20 protein-coding genes and 2 tRNA genes are annotated in these 22,711 nt (G+C 64.0%); 12 read left to right on the top strand and 10 right to left on the bottom strand.

Annotated features, from left to right (window positions below):
* The first annotated feature begins 25 nt into the window (after positions 1-25).
* Complete coding sequence (locus ACI6S0_RS07320) at positions 26-1,474, top strand: cobyric acid synthase (RefSeq protein ID WP_434405350.1); 1,449 nt, start codon at positions 26-28, stop codon at positions 1,472-1,474.
* A 72-nt stretch (positions 1,475-1,546) separates the two neighbouring features.
* On the opposite strand, the gene ACI6S0_RS07315 is transcribed toward ACI6S0_RS07320, so the two are convergent.
* The 4 genes from ACI6S0_RS07315 to ACI6S0_RS07300 form a co-directional block, all read right to left on the bottom strand.
* Positions 1,547-1,623, bottom strand: a tRNA-Arg gene (locus ACI6S0_RS07315).
* A gap of 120 nt (positions 1,624-1,743) precedes the next feature.
* Positions 1,744-1,926, bottom strand: a complete 183-nt coding sequence (locus ACI6S0_RS07310) for a hypothetical protein (RefSeq protein ID WP_099233491.1) — start codon at positions 1,924-1,926, stop codon at positions 1,744-1,746.
* A 92-nt stretch (positions 1,927-2,018) separates the two neighbouring features.
* Complete coding sequence (locus ACI6S0_RS07305) at positions 2,019-2,198, bottom strand: hypothetical protein (protein ID WP_434405349.1); 180 nt, start codon at positions 2,196-2,198, stop codon at positions 2,019-2,021.
* 106 nt (positions 2,199-2,304) lie between these two features.
* Positions 2,305-2,381: transfer RNA gene (locus ACI6S0_RS07300), tRNA-Arg, on the bottom strand.
* Positions 2,382-2,519: 138 nt separating this feature from the next.
* On the opposite strand from ACI6S0_RS07300, the gene ACI6S0_RS07295 reads away from it, so the two are divergent.
* Entirely contained in the window at positions 2,520-3,011 is a 492-nt protein-coding gene (locus tag ACI6S0_RS07295) for a hypothetical protein (RefSeq protein ID WP_434405348.1), read from the top strand.
* Between the two features lie 46 nt (positions 3,012-3,057).
* Here the strand turns inward: ACI6S0_RS07295 and ppdK are convergent, their stop codons facing one another.
* The 3 genes from ppdK to ACI6S0_RS07280 form a co-directional block, all read right to left on the bottom strand.
* Positions 3,058-5,757, bottom strand: a complete 2,700-nt coding sequence (gene ppdK / locus ACI6S0_RS07290) for a pyruvate, phosphate dikinase (protein ID WP_434405347.1) — start codon at positions 5,755-5,757, stop codon at positions 3,058-3,060.
* A gap of 138 nt (positions 5,758-5,895) precedes the next feature.
* Positions 5,896-8,100 carry a glycine--tRNA ligase subunit beta gene (gene glyS / locus ACI6S0_RS07285; protein ID WP_434405346.1) on the bottom strand — a complete coding sequence of 735 codons (2,205 nt, stop codon included), beginning with the start codon at positions 8,098-8,100 and terminating at the stop codon, positions 5,896-5,898.
* A 106-nt stretch (positions 8,101-8,206) separates the two neighbouring features.
* Positions 8,207-9,079, bottom strand: coding sequence for a glycine--tRNA ligase subunit alpha (locus tag ACI6S0_RS07280; RefSeq protein WP_004207307.1), 873 nt, complete (start codon positions 9,077-9,079; stop codon positions 8,207-8,209).
* Between the two features lie 134 nt (positions 9,080-9,213).
* Here ACI6S0_RS07280 and ACI6S0_RS07275 point away from each other — a divergent pair, with 134 nt between their 5' ends.
* The 4 genes from ACI6S0_RS07275 (at position 9,214) to pth (ending at position 12,418) form a co-directional block, all read left to right on the top strand.
* On the top strand, positions 9,214-10,140 hold the full coding sequence (locus ACI6S0_RS07275; protein WP_037519958.1) for a TraB/GumN family protein: 927 nt from the start codon (positions 9,214-9,216) through the stop codon (positions 10,138-10,140).
* A 4-nt stretch (positions 10,141-10,144) separates the two neighbouring features.
* Positions 10,145-11,035 carry a TraB/GumN family protein gene (locus ACI6S0_RS07270; RefSeq protein ID WP_434405344.1) on the top strand — a complete coding sequence of 297 codons (891 nt, stop codon included), beginning with the start codon at positions 10,145-10,147 and terminating at the stop codon, positions 11,033-11,035.
* A gap of 115 nt (positions 11,036-11,150) precedes the next feature.
* Positions 11,151-11,762, top strand: coding sequence for a 50S ribosomal protein L25/general stress protein Ctc (locus ACI6S0_RS07265; protein ID WP_004207310.1), 612 nt, complete (start codon positions 11,151-11,153; stop codon positions 11,760-11,762).
* Between the two features lie 86 nt (positions 11,763-11,848).
* Positions 11,849-12,418, top strand: a complete 570-nt coding sequence (pth, locus tag ACI6S0_RS07260) for an aminoacyl-tRNA hydrolase (RefSeq protein ID WP_434405343.1) — start codon at positions 11,849-11,851, stop codon at positions 12,416-12,418.
* 6 nt (positions 12,419-12,424) lie between these two features.
* On the opposite strand, the gene ACI6S0_RS07255 is transcribed toward pth, so the two are convergent.
* Both ACI6S0_RS07255 and ACI6S0_RS07250 read right to left on the bottom strand, forming a co-directional pair.
* Complete coding sequence (locus tag ACI6S0_RS07255; RefSeq protein ID WP_434405342.1) at positions 12,425-13,231, bottom strand: hypothetical protein; 807 nt, start codon at positions 13,229-13,231, stop codon at positions 12,425-12,427.
* Between the two features lie 18 nt (positions 13,232-13,249).
* Positions 13,250-14,305, bottom strand: coding sequence for a linear amide C-N hydrolase (locus ACI6S0_RS07250; protein ID WP_434405341.1), 1,056 nt, complete (start codon positions 14,303-14,305; stop codon positions 13,250-13,252).
* 225 nt (positions 14,306-14,530) lie between these two features.
* Between ACI6S0_RS07250 and ACI6S0_RS07245 the strand changes: the two genes are divergently transcribed.
* The 3 genes from ACI6S0_RS07245 to ychF all read left to right on the top strand — a co-directional run bounded on the left by ACI6S0_RS07245 (position 14,531) and on the right by ychF (position 18,106).
* Positions 14,531-16,159 carry an alpha-D-glucose phosphate-specific phosphoglucomutase gene (locus ACI6S0_RS07245; protein ID WP_434405340.1) on the top strand — a complete coding sequence of 543 codons (1,629 nt, stop codon included), beginning with the start codon at positions 14,531-14,533 and terminating at the stop codon, positions 16,157-16,159.
* A 66-nt stretch (positions 16,160-16,225) separates the two neighbouring features.
* A complete protein-coding gene (locus tag ACI6S0_RS07240) occupies positions 16,226-16,936 on the top strand; it encodes a DUF2490 domain-containing protein (RefSeq protein ID WP_434405339.1) in 711 nt (236 codons plus the stop codon).
* Between the two features lie 69 nt (positions 16,937-17,005).
* Positions 17,006-18,106 (top strand): redox-regulated ATPase YchF, encoded by a 1,101-nt coding sequence (gene ychF / locus ACI6S0_RS07235; protein WP_007704566.1) that lies wholly within the window; start codon positions 17,006-17,008, stop codon positions 18,104-18,106.
* A 60-nt stretch (positions 18,107-18,166) separates the two neighbouring features.
* Here the strand turns inward: ychF and ACI6S0_RS07230 are convergent, their stop codons facing one another.
* On the bottom strand, positions 18,167-19,174 hold the full coding sequence (locus tag ACI6S0_RS07230; protein ID WP_434405338.1) for a DUF2167 domain-containing protein: 1,008 nt from the start codon (positions 19,172-19,174) through the stop codon (positions 18,167-18,169).
* Between the two features lie 51 nt (positions 19,175-19,225).
* Between ACI6S0_RS07230 and ACI6S0_RS07225 the strand changes: the two genes are divergently transcribed.
* The 3 genes from ACI6S0_RS07225 to ACI6S0_RS07215 all read left to right on the top strand — a co-directional run bounded on the left by ACI6S0_RS07225 (position 19,226) and on the right by ACI6S0_RS07215 (position 22,703).
* Positions 19,226-19,753: a DNA-deoxyinosine glycosylase gene (locus tag ACI6S0_RS07225; protein WP_434405337.1), complete on the top strand. Its 528-nt coding sequence runs from the start codon at positions 19,226-19,228 to the stop codon at positions 19,751-19,753.
* A gap of 73 nt (positions 19,754-19,826) precedes the next feature.
* Positions 19,827-21,107 (top strand): alkaline phosphatase family protein, encoded by a 1,281-nt coding sequence (locus ACI6S0_RS07220; RefSeq protein ID WP_434405910.1) that lies wholly within the window; start codon positions 19,827-19,829, stop codon positions 21,105-21,107.
* 45 nt (positions 21,108-21,152) lie between these two features.
* Positions 21,153-22,703 (top strand): alkaline phosphatase D family protein, encoded by a 1,551-nt coding sequence (locus ACI6S0_RS07215; protein WP_434405336.1) that lies wholly within the window; start codon positions 21,153-21,155, stop codon positions 22,701-22,703.
* The last annotated feature ends 8 nt before the right edge of the window (positions 22,704-22,711 follow it).

The following is a 22,711-nucleotide window of genomic DNA, read 5'->3' as shown; positions in this document are numbered from 1 at the left end:
TGCGTCCGGCTTGCAGGAACAGGCCATGGGCGCAATCATGCTGCAGGGAACCGGATCGGACGTCGGCAAATCGGTGCTGGTGGCGGGGCTATGCCGCGCCCTGCTCCGCCGGGGTTACCGCGTCCGGCCATTCAAGCCACAGAATATGTCGAACAATGCCGCCGTCACCGTGGACGGCGGCGAGATTGGCCGCGCACAAGCGCTGCAGGCGATCGCCTGCGGGGTCGAGGCGCATACGGACATGAACCCGGTGCTGATGAAGCCCCAGGCCGACCGGACATCCCAGTTGATCGTCCATGGCCAGGTGCGCGGCACATTGGGCAGCGGCAATTTCCGCAGTGCGCGCGGACAGTTATTGGGTGCCGTGCTGGAAAGCTATGAGCGGCTGAAGGATCAATGCGACATCGTCGTGGTCGAAGGCGCCGGATCACCGGCCGAGATCAACCTGCGCGCCGGCGACATCGCGAACATGGGCTTTGCCCGCGCCGCCGATGTACCGGTGCTGCTGGTCGGCGATATCGACCGGGGCGGCGTGATCGCGGCGATCGTCGGCACCAGGGCCGTGATCGACCCGGACGATGCCGCGATGATCCGCGGCTTCCTGATCAATAAGTTCCGGGGAGACCCCGCGCTGTTCGAAGATGGCTATCGCCAGATCGAAGCGCTGTCGGGCTGGCGCGGCTTTGGTGTTATACCCTGGCTGGAGGCAACCGCCCGCCTGCCCAGCGAGGATGCGGTGGTGCTGGAGCGGACAGCACAGCCCGGAACCGCGCGCACCGTCATCGCCTGCCCCATCCTGCCGCGTATTTCCAATTTCGACGATCTCGACCCGTTCAAGCTCGATCCCGGCGTGGAGTTGCGCATGGTGCCACCCGGCCAGCCAATACCGGCCGAGACCGCGCTGATCGTCCTGCCCGGCTCCAAGGCGACGATCGCCGACATGGCGGCCATGCGCGCGCAGGGCTGGGACATCGACATCTTGGCGCATCATCGCCGAGGCGGCGCGATCCTGGGCATTTGCGGCGGATATCAGATGCTGGGGCGCCATATCGCCGATCCCGACGGCATTGAGGGACCGGCCGGCACGGTCGAGGGCCTTGGCCTGCTCGACGTCGAGACGCGACTGTCGACGGGCAAACGGCTGGAACGGGTCGAAGGCGTGGCGCTGGGCGCCATCTTTGGCGGCTATGAAATGCATATCGGCGAAACGACCGGCCCCGACAGCGACCGCCCCTTCGCACGCCTGGGCAGCAATGCAGACGGCGCGATCAGCGCCGACGGCCGGGTGATGGGCACATATGTCCATGGCCTGCTCGCCAGCAGCCCGCTGCGCGCGGCCCTGCTTGCCCGGCTGGGCGCCGATGGTGGCGTGGCGGATTATGACCAGTCGGTCGACAGGGCACTGGATGCCATCGCCGCGCAATTGGAGGATCATCTCGACATCGAGGCAATCGTCGCCTTGGCACTCGGCTGAGCGCCTAGCTCCAGAAAGCCAAATGGGCCGGAAACCTTGCGGTTTCCGGCCCATTATATTCCTGTGAAGGAATGGTGCACCCGGAACGATTCGAACGTCCGACCCTCAGATTCGTAGTCTGATGCTCTATCCAGCTGAGCTACGGGTGCGTTGTGGAGGCGCAGATATAAGGGCCCGGCTGATCTGGCAACCCCCAAAAATCATCAATGTGAAATTTATGCGAAAATCGCCGACAAAAGCCCGTATTTCCGGGACTTGCCCCTCGCCGCCTATTGCTTGCGCCGCGGCCAGGGATGGAGAATCGGGATGTAGATGGCGGCAATGATGCCCAGCGCCAGGAAAGTGAGGCCGATCGCCAGCGCAATCACCCAGTAGCGCGGGTCTTCCTGCGACACGAACCAGCCAGCAACGAGTGACGGAATGAACAGAAGGAGGCGTGCGATCCAGACCATGGATATTCCCCGCATGTCGAACGATGCACCGATCCTAGCATGCTGACTTCGGCAGGGAAAATGGTCTGGCAACCGCTTCGGTCTCCGATCGGTCATTCCCGATAGGGTGGCCGCAGCCGCATGCCCTTGGTCCGGCTGGTCAGATGATATTGGCGACACAGCGCACAGCGATAAGGCCGCAGGACGATGGATGCGCGACGGACGACGGCCCAGGCCTCCTCCTCCGTGGCATAGCGTGCCTTGCGGGTGCAGATGCCCAATGTCGTGCGCATGATGGAATGCTTCGCCAGATCGCGCCCGGCGTCAATGCCGATTGACGCAGCAAAATCTAAAGCAACTACAGTGAATTGCGTTCGATCTTTCAGCGATGAAGGAAAATGGTGCACCCGGAACGATTCGAACGTCCGACCCTCAGATTCGTAGTCTGATGCTCTATCCAGCTGAGCTACGGGTGCGTTGGAGTGGCGCTGTTAGAAGCGTCCGGCGGTGCTGGCAAGCACTTTCTTTCACTTTTTTCGACAATGCCCGAACCATGGGCGTTTTCGGCAACTTCCCGGCGGGCTGATCGTTTCGACGCTGGAAAGGATGCCGACATGAGCTTCACACCCAATGAGATTGCGCTGCTGCTGGTGGCGCTGCTGGCCGGCCTGGTGCTTGGCCTGATGATGAGCGGCCGAGGCAAATATAAGCGCCTGTGGCGCGAGGAGCAAAGCGCCCACCACCATGCCGTCCGGGATCGCGATGCGCGGCTGAATGCCGCCAATGAACGGATTGCCGAACTGGAGCGACAGTCCGCGCCGATCGGCCCCGGCACCGCCGCCGCCGTGGCCGGCGGCGTGCATGGCCGCGATGACCTCAGCCGGATCAACGGCATCAGCCAGACGCAGGAGGTCGCGCTCAACGAGGCGGGCTACCATCGCTATGGCCAGATCGCGGCGCTGAATGGCGAGCAGGAGGCGACGCTGGAAGCCCGCCTGGTCCTCAAGCCCGGCACGATCGCGCATGAGGACTGGCGCGGCCAGGCCCATGATCTGGAACGAGGCGAGAAGCCGGGCCTGCTAAGCCGCCTCACCGGCCAGGCCTGACCCCCTGAAACGAAGAAGGGCGGGAGTTGCCTCCCGCCCTTTCCTCTTACTTCTTCGCCAGAGCGGCCTGCGCCGCAGCGAGGCGGGCGATCGGCACGCGATAGGGCGATGCCGAGACATAATCGAGGCCGGTCGCCTCGCAGAAGGCGATCGAGGCCGGATCACCGCCATGCTCGCCGCAGATGCCGAGCTTGATGCCGGGGCGGGTCGCCCGGCCGCGTTCGGCCGCCAGTTCGATGAGCTGGCCCACGCCCTCCACATCGATGCTGACGAACGGATCGCGGGCGAAGATGCCCTTGTCGACATATTGCGTCAGGAAACGGCCGGCGTCGTCACGGCTGATGCCGATCGTGGTCTGGGTCAGGTCGTTGGTGCCGAAGGAGAAGAATTCGCCGACTTCGGCGATTTCACCGGCCTTGAGCGCCGCGCGCGGCAGTTCGATCATCGTGCCGACCAGATAGTCGACCGACGCGCTCTGCTCGGCGAACACGTCCTTGGCGACCTGATCGACGATCGCCTTCATCAGCTCCAGTTCCTTCTTCGTCGCGACGAGCGGGATCATGACTTCCGGGATCGGCGCTTCACCGCTCCGTTCCTTCACGATCAGCGCGGCTTCGAAGATGGCCCGGGCCTGCATCTCGTAGATTTCGGGATAGGTCACGCCCAGGCGGCAACCGCGATGGCCCAGCATCGGGTTGAATTCGTGCAGTTCGGCCGCACGACGCTTGAGCGCATCGACGCCGACGCCCGCAGCCTTGGCCACTTCCTCGAACTCCGCTTCGCCATGCGGCAGGAATTCATGGAGCGGCGGATCGAGCAGGCGGATGGTCACGGGCAGGCCGGCCATCACCATGAAGATCTGCGCGAAATCGTCCCGCTGTTCGGGCAGCAGCTTGTCGAGCGCGACGCGGCGGCCCTTCTCGCTGTCGGCCAGGATCATCTCGCGCACGGCGGTGATGCGGGCCGCGTCGAAGAACATATGCTCGGTACGGCACAGGCCCACGCCTTCGGCCCCGAAGTCGCGTGCGGTCTGGCAGTCGAGCGGGGTTTCCGCATTGGCGCGGACCTTGAGGCGACGAACCTTGTCGGCCCAGGCCATCAGGATGCCGAAGTCGCCGGCCAGTTCGGGCTGCACGGTCGGCACTTCGCCCGCCATGACTTCGCCGGTGGCGCCGTCGATGGTCAGGATATCGCCTTCCTTCAGCTCGCGGCTGCCGATGCGCAGGATCTTGTTGGCATTGTCGATCGACAGGCTGCCCGCACCCGAGACGCAGGGACGGCCCATGCCGCGCGCCACCACGGCGGCGTGGCTGGTCATGCCGCCGCGCGCAGTCAGGATGCCCTTGGCCGCGTGCATGCCGTGAATATCTTCCGGGCTGGTTTCGACGCGGACCAGGATGACGGCATCGCCCAGTTCGTTGCGACGCTCGGCGGTGTCGGCATCGAACACGATCGCGCCACTGGCTGCGCCCGGCGAGGCGGGCAGGCCCTTGGTCAGCACGTCGCGCGGCGCCTTGGGATCGAGGGTCGGGTGGAGCAGCTGGTCGAGCGCGGCGGGATCGACGCGGGCGACGGCTTCTTCCTCGGTGATCAGGCCTTCACTGGCCATTTCGACCGCGATCTTGAGCGCGGCCTTGGCGGTGCGCTTGCCCGAACGGGTCTGGAGCATCCAGAGCTTGCCCTGCTGCACCGTGAACTCGATGTCCTGCATGTCGCGATAATGGGTTTCGAGGATGTCGAACACCCGTGCCAGTTCGGCATAGGTTTCCGGCATCGCCTCTTCCATCGACAGCGGCTTGGCCCCTGCTCGCTCGCGCGCCTGCTTGGTCAGGTACTGCGGGGTGCGGATGCCGGCAACGACGTCCTCGCCCTGGGCGTTGATCAGATATTCGCCATAATAGGCGTTCTCGCCGGTCGCCGGGTCGCGGGTGAAGGCGACGCCGGTGGCCGAGGTGTCGCCCATATTGCCGAACACCATCGCCTGCACATTGACGGCAGTGCCCCAGTCGCCGGGGATCGAATTCAGGCGGCGATAGACCTTGGCGCGGTCCGCCTGCCAGCTGCCGAACACGGCCGAGATCGCGCCCCAGAGCTGGTCGGCGACATCCTGCGGGAAAGGCTTGTTCCAGAGCTTGGCGACCAGCGCCTTATATTCCGAAACCAGCGCCTTCCAGTCGTCGGCGGTCATTTCGGTGTCGAGCGTGTAGCCCTGATCTTCCTTGGCGATTTCAAGGGCTTCCTCGAAAGCGCCATGATCGAGTTCGAGCACCACGTCCGAATACATCTGGATGAAACGGCGATAGCTGTCCCAGGCAAAACGCTCGTCGCCCGATGCGGCGGCCAGGCCCAGCACGGTCTCGTCATTGAGGCCGAGGTTGAGGACCGTGTCCATCATGCCCGGCATCGAGATGCGCGCGCCCGAGCGGACCGAGACCAGCAGCGGATCGGCGGCGTCGCCGAACTTCTTGCCGGTGACCGCCTCGATATGGGCGATGCCATTGGCGACTTCCGCCTTCAGGCTTTCGGGATAGACGCCGCCATCGGTATAATAGCGGGTACACATTTCGGTGGTGATGGTGAAGCCCGGCGGCACCGGCAGGCCGATCGCGGCCATGCCGTCAAGGTTCGCACCCTTGCCGCCTAGCAGATTCTTGTCGCCCTTGCCCCCGTCGTTCACGCCACCGCCGAAACGATAAACATAGCGCGTCGAAGTGGTGCTCATCTGGGCCTCTTCCGTCATAACCATATACCGGCTCTCCCTGCACTGATTGCCGAGTTGTGCGTTGCAATAATAATGCCGCAATTAGCGGCTCAAGCCATTAGGGGATAGGACTTATCCCGCTTAACTTCGCATATTTCCCGCAGATTTTGGAATTTCGTTTCCTTATCCTGTAATCTTCGAAAAGTCGGCGACATTGTGCACTGCATCACGGACCCGCGCCAGCAGCGCGAGGCGAGTCGTGCGCTTCGCCGGATCAGCATCATTCACCGTCACGGTCTCAAAGAAAGCGTCGATCGGCGCACGGAGCGTCGCGAGCGCTGCCATGGCGCCCTCGAACTCCTCGGCCGCGACAGCCTGTGCCGCCTGCGGTTCCGCCACGTCGAGCGCAGCGATCAGATCAGCTTCCGCCTTTTCGGGTTCATAGGAAAGCGAAATCGCCTCCGCCTGCTCGCCGCCTTCCTTCTTGAGGATATTGGCGGCGCGCTTGTAACCCGCGAGCAGATTGGCACCATCATCGGTCGCGACGAAGGACTGAAGCGCCTTCACGCGGGCGAGCAGGCGGACAAGATCATCCTCGCCACCCAGCGCGAACACCGCGTCGATCAGGTCATGACGAACGCCCGCTTCCTTCTGCTGCACCTTGAGACGGTCAGCGAAGAAGTCGAGGACATCAACAGCCGTCATTTCCGACGCTTGCACGTACCTCTGCGCATCCTCGTTAGTCACATTTGTTGCGCCAACTATCAGACGATCAAAAATCTCCGACCATCTGAGGTCCGTCTTCAGCGCGCCAATCGCATCTAGAACCGGCATCACTTTAGCAATCGGGGGCGTTTGGCGCTGGAATGCCACATTGGCGGCAGCCAGTTTGACAATCGGAAGCAACGGCACCGAAAGATTGGCCTGCGTCACCTGGCTTAACACAGCGATTGCGGCCCGGCGCAAAGCGAAGGGATCTTTCGAACCTGTCGGCTTTTCTCCAATGAAGAAGAAGCCCGCAATGGTATCCAGCTTGTCCGCCAGGCTGACCGCCACCGTGACCGGCGCGGTGGGGACGTCATCGCCTTGGCCGACCGGCTTATAATGGTCGCGGATCGCGTCGGCGACGGCGTCGGGCAGGCCTTCGGCGCGGGCATAGTAGCCGCCCATCACACCCTGTAATTCAGGGAATTCGCCGACCATTTCGGTGACGAGATCCGCCTTGCACAGTTCCGCCGCCTGACGCGCCAGCGCCGGGTCGCAGTTCGGCACGATGCCTTCGCTCGCCAGCCATTCGGCCAGCTTGGCGACGCGCTCGACCTTGTCGGCCACGGTTCCCAGCTTTTCATGGAAGGTAATGCGGCCGAGCTTCTTCGCCTGCTCGGCGAGCGGGGTCTTGCGGTCCTGTTGCCAGAAGAAGCGGGCGTCGCTGAGGCGCGCGGCCAGCACCTTGCGGTTGCCGGCGACGATCGCCACGCCGCCATCCTTCGCCTCGATATTGGCGGTGCAGATGAAGGCGGGGGCCAGTTTGCCTGCCGCATCGCGCAGAACGAAATATTTCTGGTTGATACGCAGGGTTAGCTGAATGACTTCAGGCGGAACCTCAAGAAATTCCGGATCGAAATCGCCCAGCAAGGGCACCGGCCATTCGGTGAGGCCGGCATTTTCCGCGACCAGGCCCTTGTCCTCGATCACGCTATAGCCCTTGGCCGCAGCGGCCTCGCCGGCCTTCGCCTCGATGATCGCCTGACGCTCCTGATGCGAGACGATGACATAGGCGGCGCGCAGCTGGTCGGCATAATCGTCGGCGCCGTCGATGCTGATGGTGCCGGTCGAATGGAAGCGATGCCCCACCGTCTCGCGACCAGCCTCGATCCCTTCGATCGACAGCGGGACGATCTCGCCGCCAAGCAGTGCGATGATACCCTGCAGCGGACGGACCCAGCGCAGGCTTTCGGTGGTGGCACTGGCCGCGCCCCAGCGCATCGACTTGGGCCAGGGGAAGGCGCGGATGACGGCCGGTACGGCCTCGGCCAGCACGTCGGTGGTGGCGCGGCCGGGCTTGTTCACCACGGCGAACCAGACGCCGTCGCGATCCTCCAGCTGATCCTGGGTCAGGCCGGTCTTGCGCAGGAAGCCTTCGAGCGCCTGCGCCGGGGCGCTGGTGCGGGGGCCCTTGAACTCCTCGCTGACCGCCGCGGTTTCCAGCGGCAGATCGCGGGCGATCAGCGCCAGACGGCGCGGCGTGACGAAGCTGTCGATCGACGCGGGCTTGAGCCCGGCCTTGGCCAGCTCCTCGGTGAAGAGGCGGGCCAGATCGTCGGACGCCTTCAATTGCATGCGCGCGGGAATTTCCTCGCAGCGCAGTTCGAGGAGGAAATCGGTCATGCGATTTCCTCCGAAGCCCCAGCGCAGGCTGGGGCCGCAAGCGAATGCAGTGCCACATGGCCCGAGATCCCAGCCTTCGCTGGGATGACGATATTATTCATGGTCATCAGGCGGTCCATCCGTTGGTCTTCATCCACGCTTCGCAGCTACCCTTCGCCATGTCGCGGACCTGGCCCATATAGCTGGCGCGCTCCTGCACGGAGATCACGCCGCGCGCCTGCAGCAGATTGAAGGTGTGGCTGGCCTTGATCGCCTGTTCGAAGGCCGCGAGCGGCACATCATTGGCGATGCACTGGTCGTACTCGGCCTTGCAGTCCTTGAACCAGCGGAACAGTTTTTCGGTGTCGGCGACCTCGAAATTCCATTTCGACATCTGCCGCTCATTTTCCAGGAACACATCGCCATAGGTGACGCCCTGGTCGTTGAACTTCAGGTCATAGACGCTGTCGACGCCCTGAATATACATGGCGAGGCGTTCCAGGCCGTAGGTCAGCTCGCCCGCGACCGGCTTGCAGTCATAGCCGCCCATCTGCTGGAAATAGGTGAACTGGGTGACTTCCATGCCATCGCACCAGACTTCCCAGCCCAGGCCCCAGGCGCCCAGCGTCGGGCTTTCCCAGTCATCCTCGACAAAGCGGATGTCGTGGACCAGCGGATCGATGCCGATTTCCCTGAGGCTGCCCAGATATAGCTCCTGCAGGTTGGCAGGGCTGGGCTTCATGATCACCTGATATTGGTAATAATGCTGCAGCCGGTTCGGGTTCTCGCCATAGCGGCCGTCGGTCGGACGGCGGCTGGGCTGGACATAGGCCGCGTTCCAGGGCTTGGGGCCCAGGCTGCGCAACGTGGTCGCCGGGTGGAATGTACCCGCCCCCACTTCCATGTCGTAGGGCTGAAGAATGACACAACCCTGCTTGCCCCAATAGGCGTGCAGGGTGAGAATGAGGTCCTGGAAGGAAAGCGCTTTGCCCTCGGCCACCGGTGGTCCTTGCAATAATGACAGATTATGGTCGGCCGCGCCTTGGCGCAGCGCGGGCCAAGGGTCAAGGAAAAGCCGCGTCGAACAGGGTTAAGACGCTTGCCCTGCGCGCCCGGCGCCCGCATGGAAGGGATATGAGACTGACCGCTTTCCCGTCCCGCTGGCTTTCCGCGGGACTTTTGCTGCTCGGCGCCTGGGGCCAGGCCCAGCCCGTCACCGCCCGCGAACCCGCCAACATCGCTGCCAACGTCGCCCCTGCCCTGTGGCAGGTGAAGGATGACGACACGACCATCTATCTGTTCGGCACCGTCCATGTGCTGAAACCGGGGATCGACTGGTTCAAGGGCGGGGTGAAGCAGGCGTTCGACGCATCGGATGAACTGGTGCTGGAAATCATCGAGCCGGAAAATCCCGGCGAGATGGCGCAGATGATGGCGGGCAAGGCGATGGCGACCGACCGGGTCGCCCTGTCCACCCGGCTCGCACCCGACGCCGCGCAGAAATATCGCGCGGCGATGGTGGCGGCCGGGGTGCCCTGGCAGTCGTTCGAGGCGTTCAATCCGTGGATGGCGGGCATGATCCTGTCGGTCGCGCCGCTGCAGAAGCTGGGCTATCAGTCCGACATCGGCGCGGAAAAGATCTTGCGCGCCGCGGCCGAGAAGGCCGGCAAGAAGGTCGGCGCGCTGGAAACGGTGGAGCAGCAGCTCAATTTCTTCGCCGACCTGCCGATGGCGCAGCAGGTTCAGTTCCTCAACGCCACGGTCGAGGGCATGGACGGGATGGAAGGCGAGTTCGCCGCCCTGCTCAACCATTGGCAGACCGGCCAGCCGGAAAAGCTGGCGGACGAAATGAATGATTCGCTCAAGGCCACGCCGGAACTGGCGCAGGTGCTGCTGATCAACCGCAACGCCAATTGGGCCAAGTGGATCAAGGCGCGACTGGACCAGCCCGGCACCGTCTTCGTCGCCGTTGGCGCGGGCCATCTGGCCGGCAAGGGCAGCGTGCAGGATCAGTTGAAGGCGCTGGGCATCGCCAGCGCGCGTGTGAAGCAGGGGGAATAAGGCCATGAAAAGCTGGATGATCCGTTTTCTGGCCCTCTGCGGCCTTGCCCTCATCGCCGCCTGCGGCAGCGAGCAGAAGGCCCCTGCCCCCAAGGTCGAGGCCGGCCAAGGGCCAGCGCTGTGGCGGGTGGAACGCGCGGGCCTCGACGGCTGGATCTTCGGCACCATCCATGTCCTGCCCGAAGGGGTCGAGTGGCAGACGCCGACGATCAAGCAGGCCTGGAAGGATGCCGACCAGCTGGTGCTGGAGGCCGCCGACCTGCAGGACCAGCAGAAGACGCTGGGCCTGTTCGAAAGCATGGGCCGCAGCCCCAACCTGCCCGCGCTCGACGCGCGCGTGCCGGCGGGCGAGCGCCCCGAACTCGACCGGATCGTGAAGGAAGGCGGCACCAGCGCGCAGGCGCTGTCGGGCTATGAAAGCTGGGCGGCCGCCATGCTGCTGTCCGCCGCGTCGCAGGAAAGCCTGAACGTCAGCCAGGAAAATGGCGTCGAACCGGTACTGATCGCCGCCTTCAAGGGCCGGCCGATCGGTGGCCTCGAAACCGTCGAGCGCCAGTTCGGCGCCTTTGACGGCCTGCCCGAAGCGGCGCAGCGCAAGCTGCTGATCCAGACCATCCATGAAGCCAAGGACATGAAGGCCCTCTACAATCGCATCCTGACCGCATGGGCCAAGGGCGACATGGAGGCGATCGCGAAAGAGGACCAGAATGGCGAGCAGCCCGACCCGGTGGTCGAGGACGCGATCCTGACCGCGCGCAACCGCGATTGGGTCGGCGCGGTCGACAAGTTGAAGGGCCGCCCCTTCATCGCGGTGGGCGCCGGCCACCTGACCGGCAAGGACAATCTCGTCGATCTCCTCAAGGCCAAGGGCTACAAGGTCACGCGCGTGCAATAAGCCAACGCTAAACTTGCTTTGTCGCCGCTTTCTGCTACAGGGCCGCCTTCCCGCGATGGTCATCCCTGGAGGCGTGGCGGGAAAATTGTATCAAATTTGCTTTTGGAGACACGCAATGAGCGAGCAGCTTACGCTGTCGGCCGAGGCACGCGATCGGGCAGGCAAGGGAGCCTCCCGCGCCCTCCGCCGTGAGGGCCGCGTACCCGCCGTCATCTATGGTATGAACGAAGAACCCCTGTCGATCCACGTCGAGGAAAAGCTCCTCAACAAGCAGCTCGGCACCGGTCACTTCTTCAATTCGGTCATCATGGTCGAAGTCGGCGGCAAGACCGTCCGCACCCTCGCCAAGGATGTGGCCTTCCACCCCGTGACCGATCGTCCGCTGCACGCCGACTTCCTGCGCGTTTCGGAACATGCCACCGTGACCGTCGCTGTCCCGGTGCGCTTCGAGAATGAAGACGCCTCGCCCGGCCTCAAGAAGGGTGGCGTGCTGAACGTCGTCCGTCACGACGTCGAACTGGTCGTCGATGCCGCCGAGATCCCCGATGACGTCGTCGTCGACCTCAAGGGCTTCGAAGTCGGCGATTCGATCCACATCAGCGCCGTGACCCTGCCCAAGGGCGCGAAGGCTGCGATCGAAGACCGCGACTTCACCATCGCCACCATCGTCGCTCCCTCGGCTCTCAAGAGCGCCGAAGGCGAAGCCGCCGAGGGCGAAGGCGAGTAATCGTCTTACAGCTTGCTTGCAGGCTGGAAATTCCGATCCCGTCCGCCTACTCGGCGGGCGGGATTTTCTTTTACGCGGGATAGACGATGCAGATCTGGGCCGGCCTCGGCAATCCGGGGCAGCAATATGCGATGCACCGGCACAATGTCGGCTTCATGGCCGCGGACCTGATCGCCGACATGTATCGCTTCTCGCCGCCCAAAAAGCAGTTCCAGGGCTGGGTGCAGGAAGGGCGGATCGGCCCGGAGAAGATCATCCTGCTCAAACCCGCCACCTTCATGAACGAAAGCGGCCGCGCGATCGGCGAGGCGATGCGCTTCTACAAGCTGACGACGCAGGACGTGACCGTCTTTCATGATGAGCTCGATCTCGCGCCGATGAAGGTCAAGGTGAAGCGCGGCGGCGGCAATGCCGGCCATAATGGCCTGCGTTCGACCGACGCCCATATCGGCAATGATTTCCGCCGCGTGCGGCTGGGCATCGGCCATCCCGGCCACAAGGACAAGGTCCATGGCTATGTGCTGGGCAATTACCACAAGAGCGAGATGGACGCGCTCGCCAACATGCTGGGCGCGATCGGTGCCGAGGCGGAATGGCTGGCGAAGAATGACGACGCCCGCTTCATGAACGAAGTAGCGCTGCGACTGGCCGACTGAGGCCGATCAGAAGCGCGCCGAGAGGCCCAGTAGCGGCCCTTCCTGCGAGACGTTCCAGCGAAATTGCTGGCCGGTAAAGTCGCGCATCCGATATTGCTGGTGAACGAAGCGATAGCCAGCGCGCACGGTCAGCGGCAGGCCGGCGAGGCGCAGCCGGTAGCCAATCGTTCCCTCGCCATCCATGCTGGATTTGCGGTCGGTGAAGCCGCCGGCATTCAGGCGCGCATCGATCACCCAGTGACGGTCTATATCGCCGGCCGTGCGGACGCCGGCCAACACCTCCGTCCAGTCGGCCTTGCGATTGGCCGTCAGGCCCAGCGCCGCGACATCGGCCGACAATTTCGACCAGCGCAGACCGACGACCGGCGCGAAGGTGAAGCCGCGCCGATCCCCATGGACGGTTCGCTCCGCCATGCGATGGTCGATGATATTGTAGAAGAGGCCGCCCGACACATGGGTCTTCCTGATGCCCAGCCCCACCTGCTGATGATAGACGGATGCGTCCTGACTGGTCTTCACATATTGGCCGTCGACATAGGCGCCGACCTTGCCATTGCTCAGGACGACTTCGCCCATGGTGACGAAGTCGAGATGGTCGAATATCTCCGAGAAAGGCATGTCGACCCTGGTGCGGAACCCCGCCAGTTCCGCATTACCGTGCAGCGACGCCGCCCAGACATAGGGCGAGACGGTGAGATGCCAGCCCTGATCGGGCGTGTCATCGGACAGGTGCGCCAGCGCCTCCTGCGCCAAGGCCGGTCCGGCATAGACAAGGGCATTGGTGAGCAGGCAGCATAGAGGAAGATATCGCATGGCGGCGCCCCCAGCCGATCAGGACAGTCCCAGGAATTTGAAGGCCGGCGCATCCTTGAACTGGCCGCTGACCTCGCCCGAAAAGGTTTTCGTCTGGTTCGGACCAAGATCGAGCTTCTTCACCTTGGCCGACGGCGCAAAGTCGATCGTCTTGAGGTCGACCCAGAAGCTGTTCGGCGTCAACGCGGACTCGAAGAAATAGAGCTTGCGCTTATGGTCCGCGACCGTGCGCCAGCGGGTCGAGGAGATATTGGGCTGGTCCGGGGTCGAGATGCCGAATGGCACCGAGACATTGCGGATCACGCTGAACACGCTGGCCAGCGCCGTCACCGGGTCTTCGCTCTTGGGAATGGCCTTCACATAGAAGGAGGCGCGGGCGAAGCGATCGGCCGAGCGGTTGGTGCCCGGCAGCATGGTGGTGCCGCCAATATCCTTCCAATAGGCGTTGAGCGCCAGTTGCTCGTCGAAGATCGGCGAATTGGTCATCACCGGATATTGCGGGCCGTGATGGATCACCAGCTTGCCCTTGATATATTCGAAGATGGCGCTGTCGCCCGACGCATCGGAAATCGCGAGGTGGAGCGTGCCGAGCCGTTCCTCGCCGGGAATATTGTCGGTGACGACGACAAAGCTTTCCTTGGACAGCGCGTCGACTGCCTCCTTCACCGTGGCAAAATTGTCGAGCACATATTGGGTCCAGATGGCGATGCTCATGCCCGGCTGCTTGCCGTCGAAATGCGGATATTCGGATTCGACCAGCCACAGGAGATTGGCGGTCAGCCCCGCCTCGTTCATGCCGTCGGTGGTGGAAATGTCGTAACCGGTGGCGATCACGCTGCCATAGCGGGACGTCCATTTGACCGAATTGGGGCCGGCCTCCCCACTGCGCGCGATGCCGCGCGGAAAGATCCAGAGGTTGGTGCCGACATCGACCTTCCAGTCCATCGACCGGGCGGTGATCACATCATCATTGGCGCCATGATAGACCAGGCGCGTGCAGGCATCGGCCGATACCGAAGCCAGTTGCGCCGAGAGCAGCGCAAGACCGGACAGGAAAGCAGGCAGACGAGACATGGAACCTCCTACAAAGGTCACGATACTGTCACTGAAAATGCCGATTTTCTGAATAGTTGCCATGGGTGATAACCCGCATGACGGCTTTGGCCAACCCGGCTCTTGCGCAGTAATCGCATCCGATCACGGCCGCCCGCACCTTCGGCGCGACAAAGCGCATTGCGCAGTGCAGCATGAACAAGCCATAGAGGCGTAACGACTTATTAGGCAAAGCAGGGGACAGAGGTGATCCAGACCGTCGCGACCACGCCTTTCGACGACCAGAAGCCCGGCACATCGGGCCTGCGCAAGAAGGTTCGGGTCTTCCAGCAGCCCCATTATGCGGAAAATTTCATCCAGTCGGTGTTCGACAGCCTGGACGGCTATGCCGGCCAGACCTTGGTGATCGGCGGCGATGGCCGCTATCTCAATCGCGAAGTCATCCAGATCGCACTCAGGATGGCGGCGGCCAATGGCTTTGGCCGGGTACTGGTTGGTCAGGGCGGTATCTTGTCCACCCCGGCCGCGTCGCACCTGATCCGCTCGTCCAGCGCCTTTGGCGGGCTGGTGCTGTCGGCCAGCCATAATCCGGGTGGCCCGGACGAGGATTTCGGCATCAAATATAATGTGTCGAACGGCGGGCCAGCCCCCGAAAAGGTGACCGACGCGATCCACGCGCGGACCCTGACGATCGACAGCTATCGCATCCTCGATGCCGCCGACGTCGATATCGACACGCTGGGGACCAGCCAGTTGGGCGCCATGACCGTCGAAGTGGTCAATCCGGTCGCCGGCTATGCCGCGCTGATGGAAAGCCTGTTCGATTTCCCCGCGATCAGGGCGATGATCGCCGGTGGCTTTACCCTCGCCTTCGACTCGATGAGCGCGGTGACCGGCCCCTATGCGACCGAGATTTTCGAGAAGCGCCTGGGCGCGCCGGCCGGAACGGTGATGAACGGCACCCCCCTGCCCGATTTCGGCCATCACCATCCCGACCCCAATCTGGTTCATGCCAAGGCCCTCTATGACCGGATGATGGCCGCGAATGCGCCCGATTTCGGCGCTGCATCGGATGGTGACGGCGACCGCAACCTGATCATCGGCCGCCATTGCTATGTGACGCCCTCGGACTCGCTCGCGGTGCTGGCCGCCAATGCCCATCTGGCGCCCGGCTATGCCGGTGGCCTCAAAGGCATCGCCCGCTCCATGCCGACCAGCGGCGCGGCCGACCGAGTGGCGCAGAAGCTGGGCATTCCGCTCTATGAAACGCCGACCGGCTGGAAATTCTTCGGCAATCTGCTCGACGCCGGCATGGCGACGATCTGCGGCGAGGAAAGCGCCGGTACCGGGTCCGACCATGTGCGCGAGAAGGACGGCATCTGGGCGGTGCTGCTATGGCTCAACATCCTGGCCGCGCGCCAGCAGAGCGTGGCCGACATCATGGCCGATCATTGGGCGACCTATGGCCGCAACTATTATGCCCGCCACGACTATGAAGCGATCGCCAAGGACAAGGCCGATGCGCTGATGGCCGCCCTGCGCGACACGCTCGCCAGCCTGCCCGGCACCGGCAACAGCGGCGGCACGGTGAAGGCGGCGGACGATTTCGCCTATACCGACCCGACCGACCAGTCGGTGAGCCGGAACCAGGGCGTGCGCATATTGTTCGAGGATGGATCGCGCGTCGTCTTCCGCCTGTCGGGCACCGGCACCGAGGGAGCCACCCTGCGCGTCTATATCGAACGCTATGTCGGGCCGGACGGCGATCTGGCGCTGGCCACCGGCGATGCGCTGGCGCCGCTGGTGGCGGCGGCGCAGGAACTGGCCGATATCGCCGGCTACACCGGCATGGACCAGCCCAGCGTCATCACCTGAACCGGTTCACCATCGCTTACCCCGCAGCAACGGGACAGCAATGACAGCAACCTAAAGGCGGTGGGAATGTCGCTTTCCATCGCCAGAGGTTTCATGCGTTTCCCGTCGCTTGCTGTCGCCCTGTCCCTTGCCACCCTCGCCGTGCCCGCCCAGGCCGCGTCGAGCGAGGACGAGCAGCTTTGGGTCAATCTGACGGCGATGGGGTCGATCAAGAACGAGCTGGTCTATTTTGCGGAAATCCAGCCGCGCGTCGGCGACGGCGTGTCGCGCATCGACCAGGCGCTGTTCCGTGGCGCGCTGGGCGTCAAATTGTCGCGCGACGTCACCCTTTATCAGGGCTATGCCCATGTCGTCGTGCCGATCGAGGGCGGCAAGGACGTCAATGAGGAACGCAGCTTCCAGCAACTGAGCTGGACGCTGGCGCGGCCCAAGGATGCCGAGATTTCCTCGCGCACCCGGCTGGAGCAGCGCTGGCGCTCGAACGGCAGCGACATGGGCTGGCGCCTGCGCGAGATGCTACGGGTGGAACATGCGCTGAAACCCGGCAGCGACGCGGTCAATGCGCTAGCCTATGGCGAGGTCTTCTTTGCCCTCAACGATACCGACTGGGGCGCCCGCAAAGGCTTTGACCAGTTGCGCAGCTTCGCCGGCGTCGAGATCGGCCTGCCGGGCGCATCCACCATGGAAGTCGGCTATCTCAACCAGCTGATCGACCAAGGCGGCAGCCGCCAGCGCGTCAACCATGTCGCATCAGTCACGCTGTTCTTCCGCCATTGACGCAAGGCTGGCCAATCCGCGCCGAAACCGCTATCGGCGCGGCATCATCTGAGACATGAAGGCAGTCAAATGGGTTTTCGTTGCGGTATCGTCGGGCTTCCCAATGTGGGCAAGTCCACCCTGTTCAATGCGCTGACCGAGACGCAGGCGGCGCAGGCGGCGAATTATCCCTTCTGCACGATCGAGCCCAATGAGGGCCGCGTCGCCGTGCCTGACGATCGGTTGCAAACCATCGCCAAGATCGGCGGCAGCGCCAAGATCATCGAGACGCAGCTCGCCTTCGTCGATATTGCCGGCCTGGTGCGCGGCGCGTCGAAGGGCGAAGGGCTGGGCAACCAGTTCCTGGCGAACATCCGCGAGACCGACGCCATCGTCCACGTCCTGCGCTGTTTCGAGGATGACGACATCACCCATGTCGAGGGCAAGGTCGATCCGATCGCCGACGCCGAGACGGTGGAAACCGAACTGATGCTCGCCGACCTCGAAAGCCTGGAGAAGCGCGTTCCCAACCTGCTCAAGAAGGGCGCGCAGGGCGACAAGGAAGCCAAGGCCGCCGCATCGGTGCTGGGCCAGACGCTGGAACTGTTGCGCGACGGCAAGCCCGCCCGCCTGACCCAGCCGCGCGACGAGGAAGAAGCCCGCCTGTTCGCCCAGGCGCAGCTGCTGACCGCCAAGCCGGTCCTCTATGTCTGCAATGTCGAGGAAGGCGCTGCGGCCGAGGGCAATGCATTTTCCGCCCGCGTGTTCGAGAAGGCAGCCGCCGAGAATGCCAGCGCGGTCATCGTGTCGGCCGCGATCGAGGCTGAACTCATCACCATGCCGGTCGAGGAACGCGGCGAATATCTCGAAGCGCTGGGCCTGACCGAAGCCGGCCTCGCCCGCATCATCCGCGCCGGCTACGAACTGCTGGGCCTCATCACCTTCTTCACCGTCGGCCCCAAGGAAGCCCGCGCCTGGACCGTGGCCAAGGGCAGCAAGGCCCCGCAGGCCGCCGGCGCGATCCATTCGGACTTCGAAAAGGGCTTCATCCGCGCCGAAACCATGGCCTATGCCGACTATGTCCAGTTCAATGGCGAAGCCGGCGCCAAGGAAGCGGGCAAGTGGCGTTCGGAAGGCAAGGATTATGTGACGCAGGACGGCGACATCATGCTGTTCCGCTTCAACGTCTGACAGCAAAAGATACGCTGACATGGAAAGGGCCGGAGGAGCGATCCCCCGGCCCTTGTTCGTTCAGCGCGGCGCGCTTTCCTCTTCCGGGGCGTCAGCGGCTACTGGCTCCGGCTCTAGCGGAGCAACCTCCTCCTCCTCGCCCTTGCCCAGGCGGCGCTTGATCCAGCGCCAGCCGCCACCAAAGATCAGGATGATCGGGATCAGCAGTTTCTTGCCGAAGGCCAGGATCAGCGCGATCAGGCCCAGCTTCTTGGCCGCCAGCAGGCCCGCACCCGCCGCAATCATCCCGCCAATGCCATATTCGGCGACCTTGTCGACATTGGGCACATAATCGGCATAGCGCGCGCCTGCGTCATAGCTGACCGAAGCACCGAACCTGGCTGCCGCCGCCTTCACCGATGGCAGTTGCGACATGGTCGACACCATGTTGAGGCTGAGCACGCCATAACGGCCGAGCAGGCGGACGTCATAGTTCAGCGTATCCTCCTGCGCATTGCCAAAACGCATGTCGCGGGCCCAGATGACGCTGTGATGCGCCTTGTCATAGGCGGGGCGCTCGGCCCAGCCGACCAGTTGGATCGCGGGATATCCGGCGTCGGCACGCTCCTTGTTGCGCTCCTCCTCGCCCGACTTCATGTCGGCCATCAGCGCGTCATAATCGGTCGAGGCGGCGTCATCGTCCTTCACATAGCCGCTCTGCTCATAGGTGATGACCGCGCCCCAGGCATCGTCATCGACGAAGGTCTTGCCGGCCGGAAAGACCAGGCCCAGCACACCATCGGCCTGGGCCGACGGATTGCCCCACATGTCGACGATCACCTCGCGCGCCTGCGCCGCGTCGAGATAATAATAATCCTGGCCCAGATGCAGCACGGCCTTGGCTTCGGGCAGGGCAATGTCGCCATTTTGCGGGCGCTGCTTCGCCAGCACCGCCTTCACCTTGGCCTCATAGGCGCGCTGTTCCGCGCTCGCCGCCGGACCGGCAGGCTGGTCCGACTGGGCAAAAACCGCTACCGGCATGGCGCCGAGCAGCAACATGGCGCCAATGGCGCTCCACATCTTCTTCATCAGCCCCCCCTTGTGACGCGCAATCTTTTAGAAACAAAAGCTTGGAAGGCAATGACCCAACCGCCCCGCATCATGCCCGTCCGCCGCAAGATCGCCTTTCCGCCCAGCGTGGATGCGGGAACGCGGCTGCTGATCCTGGGCAGCCTGCCCGGCGACGCGTCGATCAAGCAGGGCGAATATTATGCCCATCGCGGCAATGCCTTCTGGGCATTGATGAGTGACGTTCTGAACGAGGAAGTCCGCAGCGCGCCCTATGCGATGAAGCTCAAGCGACTGCGCGCACGGGGCGTCGGCCTGTGGGACGTGATCGAGAGCGCCGATCGCGACGGCAGCCTGGACAGCAGCATCCGGGGTGCGGAACTGCGCGACCTCAGCGCCTTCCTGTCCCGCCTGCCCAATCTCCGCGCGATCGCCTTCAACGGCAAGACCGCCGCCCTACATGGCCGCCGACAATTGGGGGAAAGGTCCGATCTGGTGATGATCGATCTGCCCTCCTCCAGCGGCGCCTATGCCAGCCTGTCGCGTGATTCCAAGCGCCAAGCCTGGAGCATATTGGCGCCCTATGTCGATCCGACATGAACCATTCGTCACTTTACCGACTTGGTTGGGCTGCTAAGCAGCGGCCAAATCTCCCTTTTGCCATGAGGCCATGATGTCCGCCCGTCGCCTGTCGCTCGCATTTGCCCTGTCTGTTTCCACCCTGCTCGGCGCCTGCGCCCCGGTGCAGCAGCATCCCGCCAGCGTCGTCGCCGCCCCGGCCGAACAGCGCGCGCCGGTGACGATCCTGGTGTCGATCGACGGCTTCCGCCCCGATTATCTGACCCGCGGCGTATCGCCCAATCTCAATGGGCTGGCGGCCGGCGGGACCGAGGCGTCGATGCGCCCCTCCTTCCCCACCAAGACCTTTCCCAATCATTGGGCGATCGTGACCGGCGACCGGCCGGATCGCAGCGGCATCGTCGCCAATAATATGGAAGATGACAGCCGGCCCAAGGACAAGTTCACCATGGCCAGCGACGATCCATACTGGTGGAACGAGGCCGAGCCGATCTGGATCACCGCCGAAAAGCAGGGCGTGCGTACCGCGACCATGTTCTGGCCCGGCTCCAACGTCGCCTGGGGCGGCAACAAGGCGACCGAATGGCCCTACAGGATCAGCGGCGGGTCGCGCCCGAGCGACTGGGCCCAGTTCAACGAGGCGATCAGCCCGACCCAGCGCGTCAACGGCGTGCTGGACGTGCTGCGCCGCCCGGCCGACATCCGCCCCCGCTTCGTCACCCTCTATTTCGATGAAGTCGACACCGCTGGCCATGTGAACGGTCCGGCCGCGCCGGAAACCACCCAGGCAGTCGCAGACGTCGACGCCCATATCGGCGACCTGATCGCCGGCCTGAAGGCGCTGGGCCAGCCAGCCAATATCGTCATCGTGTCCGACCATGGCATGGCGGCCAAGGCGAATGATCGCGTGCTGCCGATCGACAAGATCGCCGACCCGGCCGACTATCGCGTGGTGGAGGCCGGCCCCTATGCCAGCCTGGTCGCCAATCCCGGCCACGAAAAGGCGCTGGAGGCCGCATTGTTCAAGCCGCGCGACCATATGCAGTGCTGGCGCAAGAGCGACATCCCGGCGCGCTTCCACTATGGCACCCATCGCCGCATCCCGCCCTATTTCTGCCTGGCCGAAACCGGCTGGGTGTTCCAGAATACGACCCCGACCAAGCCGGTCACCGGCGGCGACCATGGCTGGGACGACCGCGCCCCCGAAATGCAGGCTTTGTTCATCGCCAACGGCCCGGCCTTCGTCAGCGGCTTCCGTCCCTCGGCCGATTTCACCAATGTCGATGTCTATCCGCTGCTCGCCCGCCTGCTGGGCGTGACGCCGGTGGCGAGCGATGGCAATCCGGCGGTGCTGCAGGGGCTGGTCAAGCCCTGATCGGGCGACATGTATTTGTCATAAAGCGGTTCTAGGCGGCGCGTCATGTTCACGCGCCGCTCGCTCCTCTCCGCCGCCGCCATCGCCCCGATCGCCGGCGCCCCCGCCATTCTCCACGCCCAGAGCTGGTTCGCCGGCTATCCCTTCGCGCTGGGCGTGACATCGGGCGATCCGGCGCCCGACGGCTTCGTCATCTGGACCAAGCTGGCGCCGCGCCCGTTCGAGCCGCATGGCGGCATGCCGATGACGCCGATCCCGGTGAAATGGGAGGTCGCGGCCGATGATCGCTTCAGGACCATCGTGGCCGGCGGCGAAGCGATCGCCCGGCCCGAACTGGGTCATAGCGTCCATGTCGAAGTGACCGGCCTTCAGCCCGACCGGCCCTATTGGTATCGCTTTGCGCTCGGCAACGACCAGTCGACGCGTGGCCGCGCCCGCACCCTGCCGCTGGCGTCGGCCAGTCCCAAACTGCTGAAATTCGGCGTCGCCGGCTGTCAGAATTATCAGGACGGCCTGTTCACCGCCTTCCGCCATCTGGCGCGCGAGGACGATCTCGCCTTCGTCTATCATTATGGCGACTTCATCTATGAATATAGCCAGCGCGGCCCGGACTATGACAAGGACGGCCTGCCCGGACCGCAGGTGCGCGACCATATCGGCCAGGATTGTTATGACCTTGCCGACTATCGGCTGCGCTACGCCCAATATCTGAGCGATTATGACCTGCAGGCGGCGCGCTGCCGCCACACATGGTTCCCGACCTTCGACGATCATGAGGTCGCCAACAACTGGGTCGGCGACATCGATGCCAAGGGGGCGCCGGCCGATGCCTTCCGCATGCGTCGCGCCGCCGGCATGCAGGCCTGGTATGAATATATGCCGGTCCGCGCGGCGATGGCGCCGCGCGGCGAGATGATCGGCACCATGTATCGCCAGGCGCGCTTCGGCGACCTGCTGTCGATCGACTTTCTCGACACCCGCACGTTCCGCACCGACCAGCCTTGTGGCGACAATTTCAAGCCGGCCTGCGCCGAAATGGCTGCCACCCAGGCACAGGTCATTTCGGCCGAGGAGGAAGGCTGGCTGACCCGCAACCTTGCCCGCCGCGACGCCAAGTGGAACTGCCTGGCCCAGCAGGTGATGATGATGGCGCTCGACCGCCGCAACAGCGAAGATGCGACCGATCCCATCTACAATATGGACACCTGGGCCGGCTACAAGGTGCAGCGCCAGCGGCTGCTCGGCCGGATGAAGGGGTTGAACAATGTCGTGGTCCTGACCGGCGACGAGCATCAGAATTTCGCCGGCCTGCTGGATGACGGCACAAAGCCGGTGGCGGTGGAGTTCGTGTCGACCTCCATTTCCTCCGGCGGCGACGGATCGGACCTGCGGCCCGGCAGCGACATCATCCTGAAGAACAACCCGCAGCTCAAATTCATCAACGACCAGCGCGGCTATCTGACCTGCGAAGTGACGGCCGACGCGTGGACGACGCGGGCGATGGTGATGGATCAGGTATCGGCGCCGGGGGGCCAGATCCGCACCCGCGCGACCATGACCGTGCCGCGCGGCACGCCGGGGCTGAGCATCAGCTGACAGTTGAC

This window comes from Sphingobium sp. DN12, from assembly GCF_051058005.1.
GTDB classification, from domain to species: Bacteria; Pseudomonadota; Alphaproteobacteria; order Sphingomonadales; family Sphingomonadaceae; genus Sphingobium; species Sphingobium yanoikuyae.
This window is presented reverse-complemented; position numbering and strand designations above follow the sequence as displayed.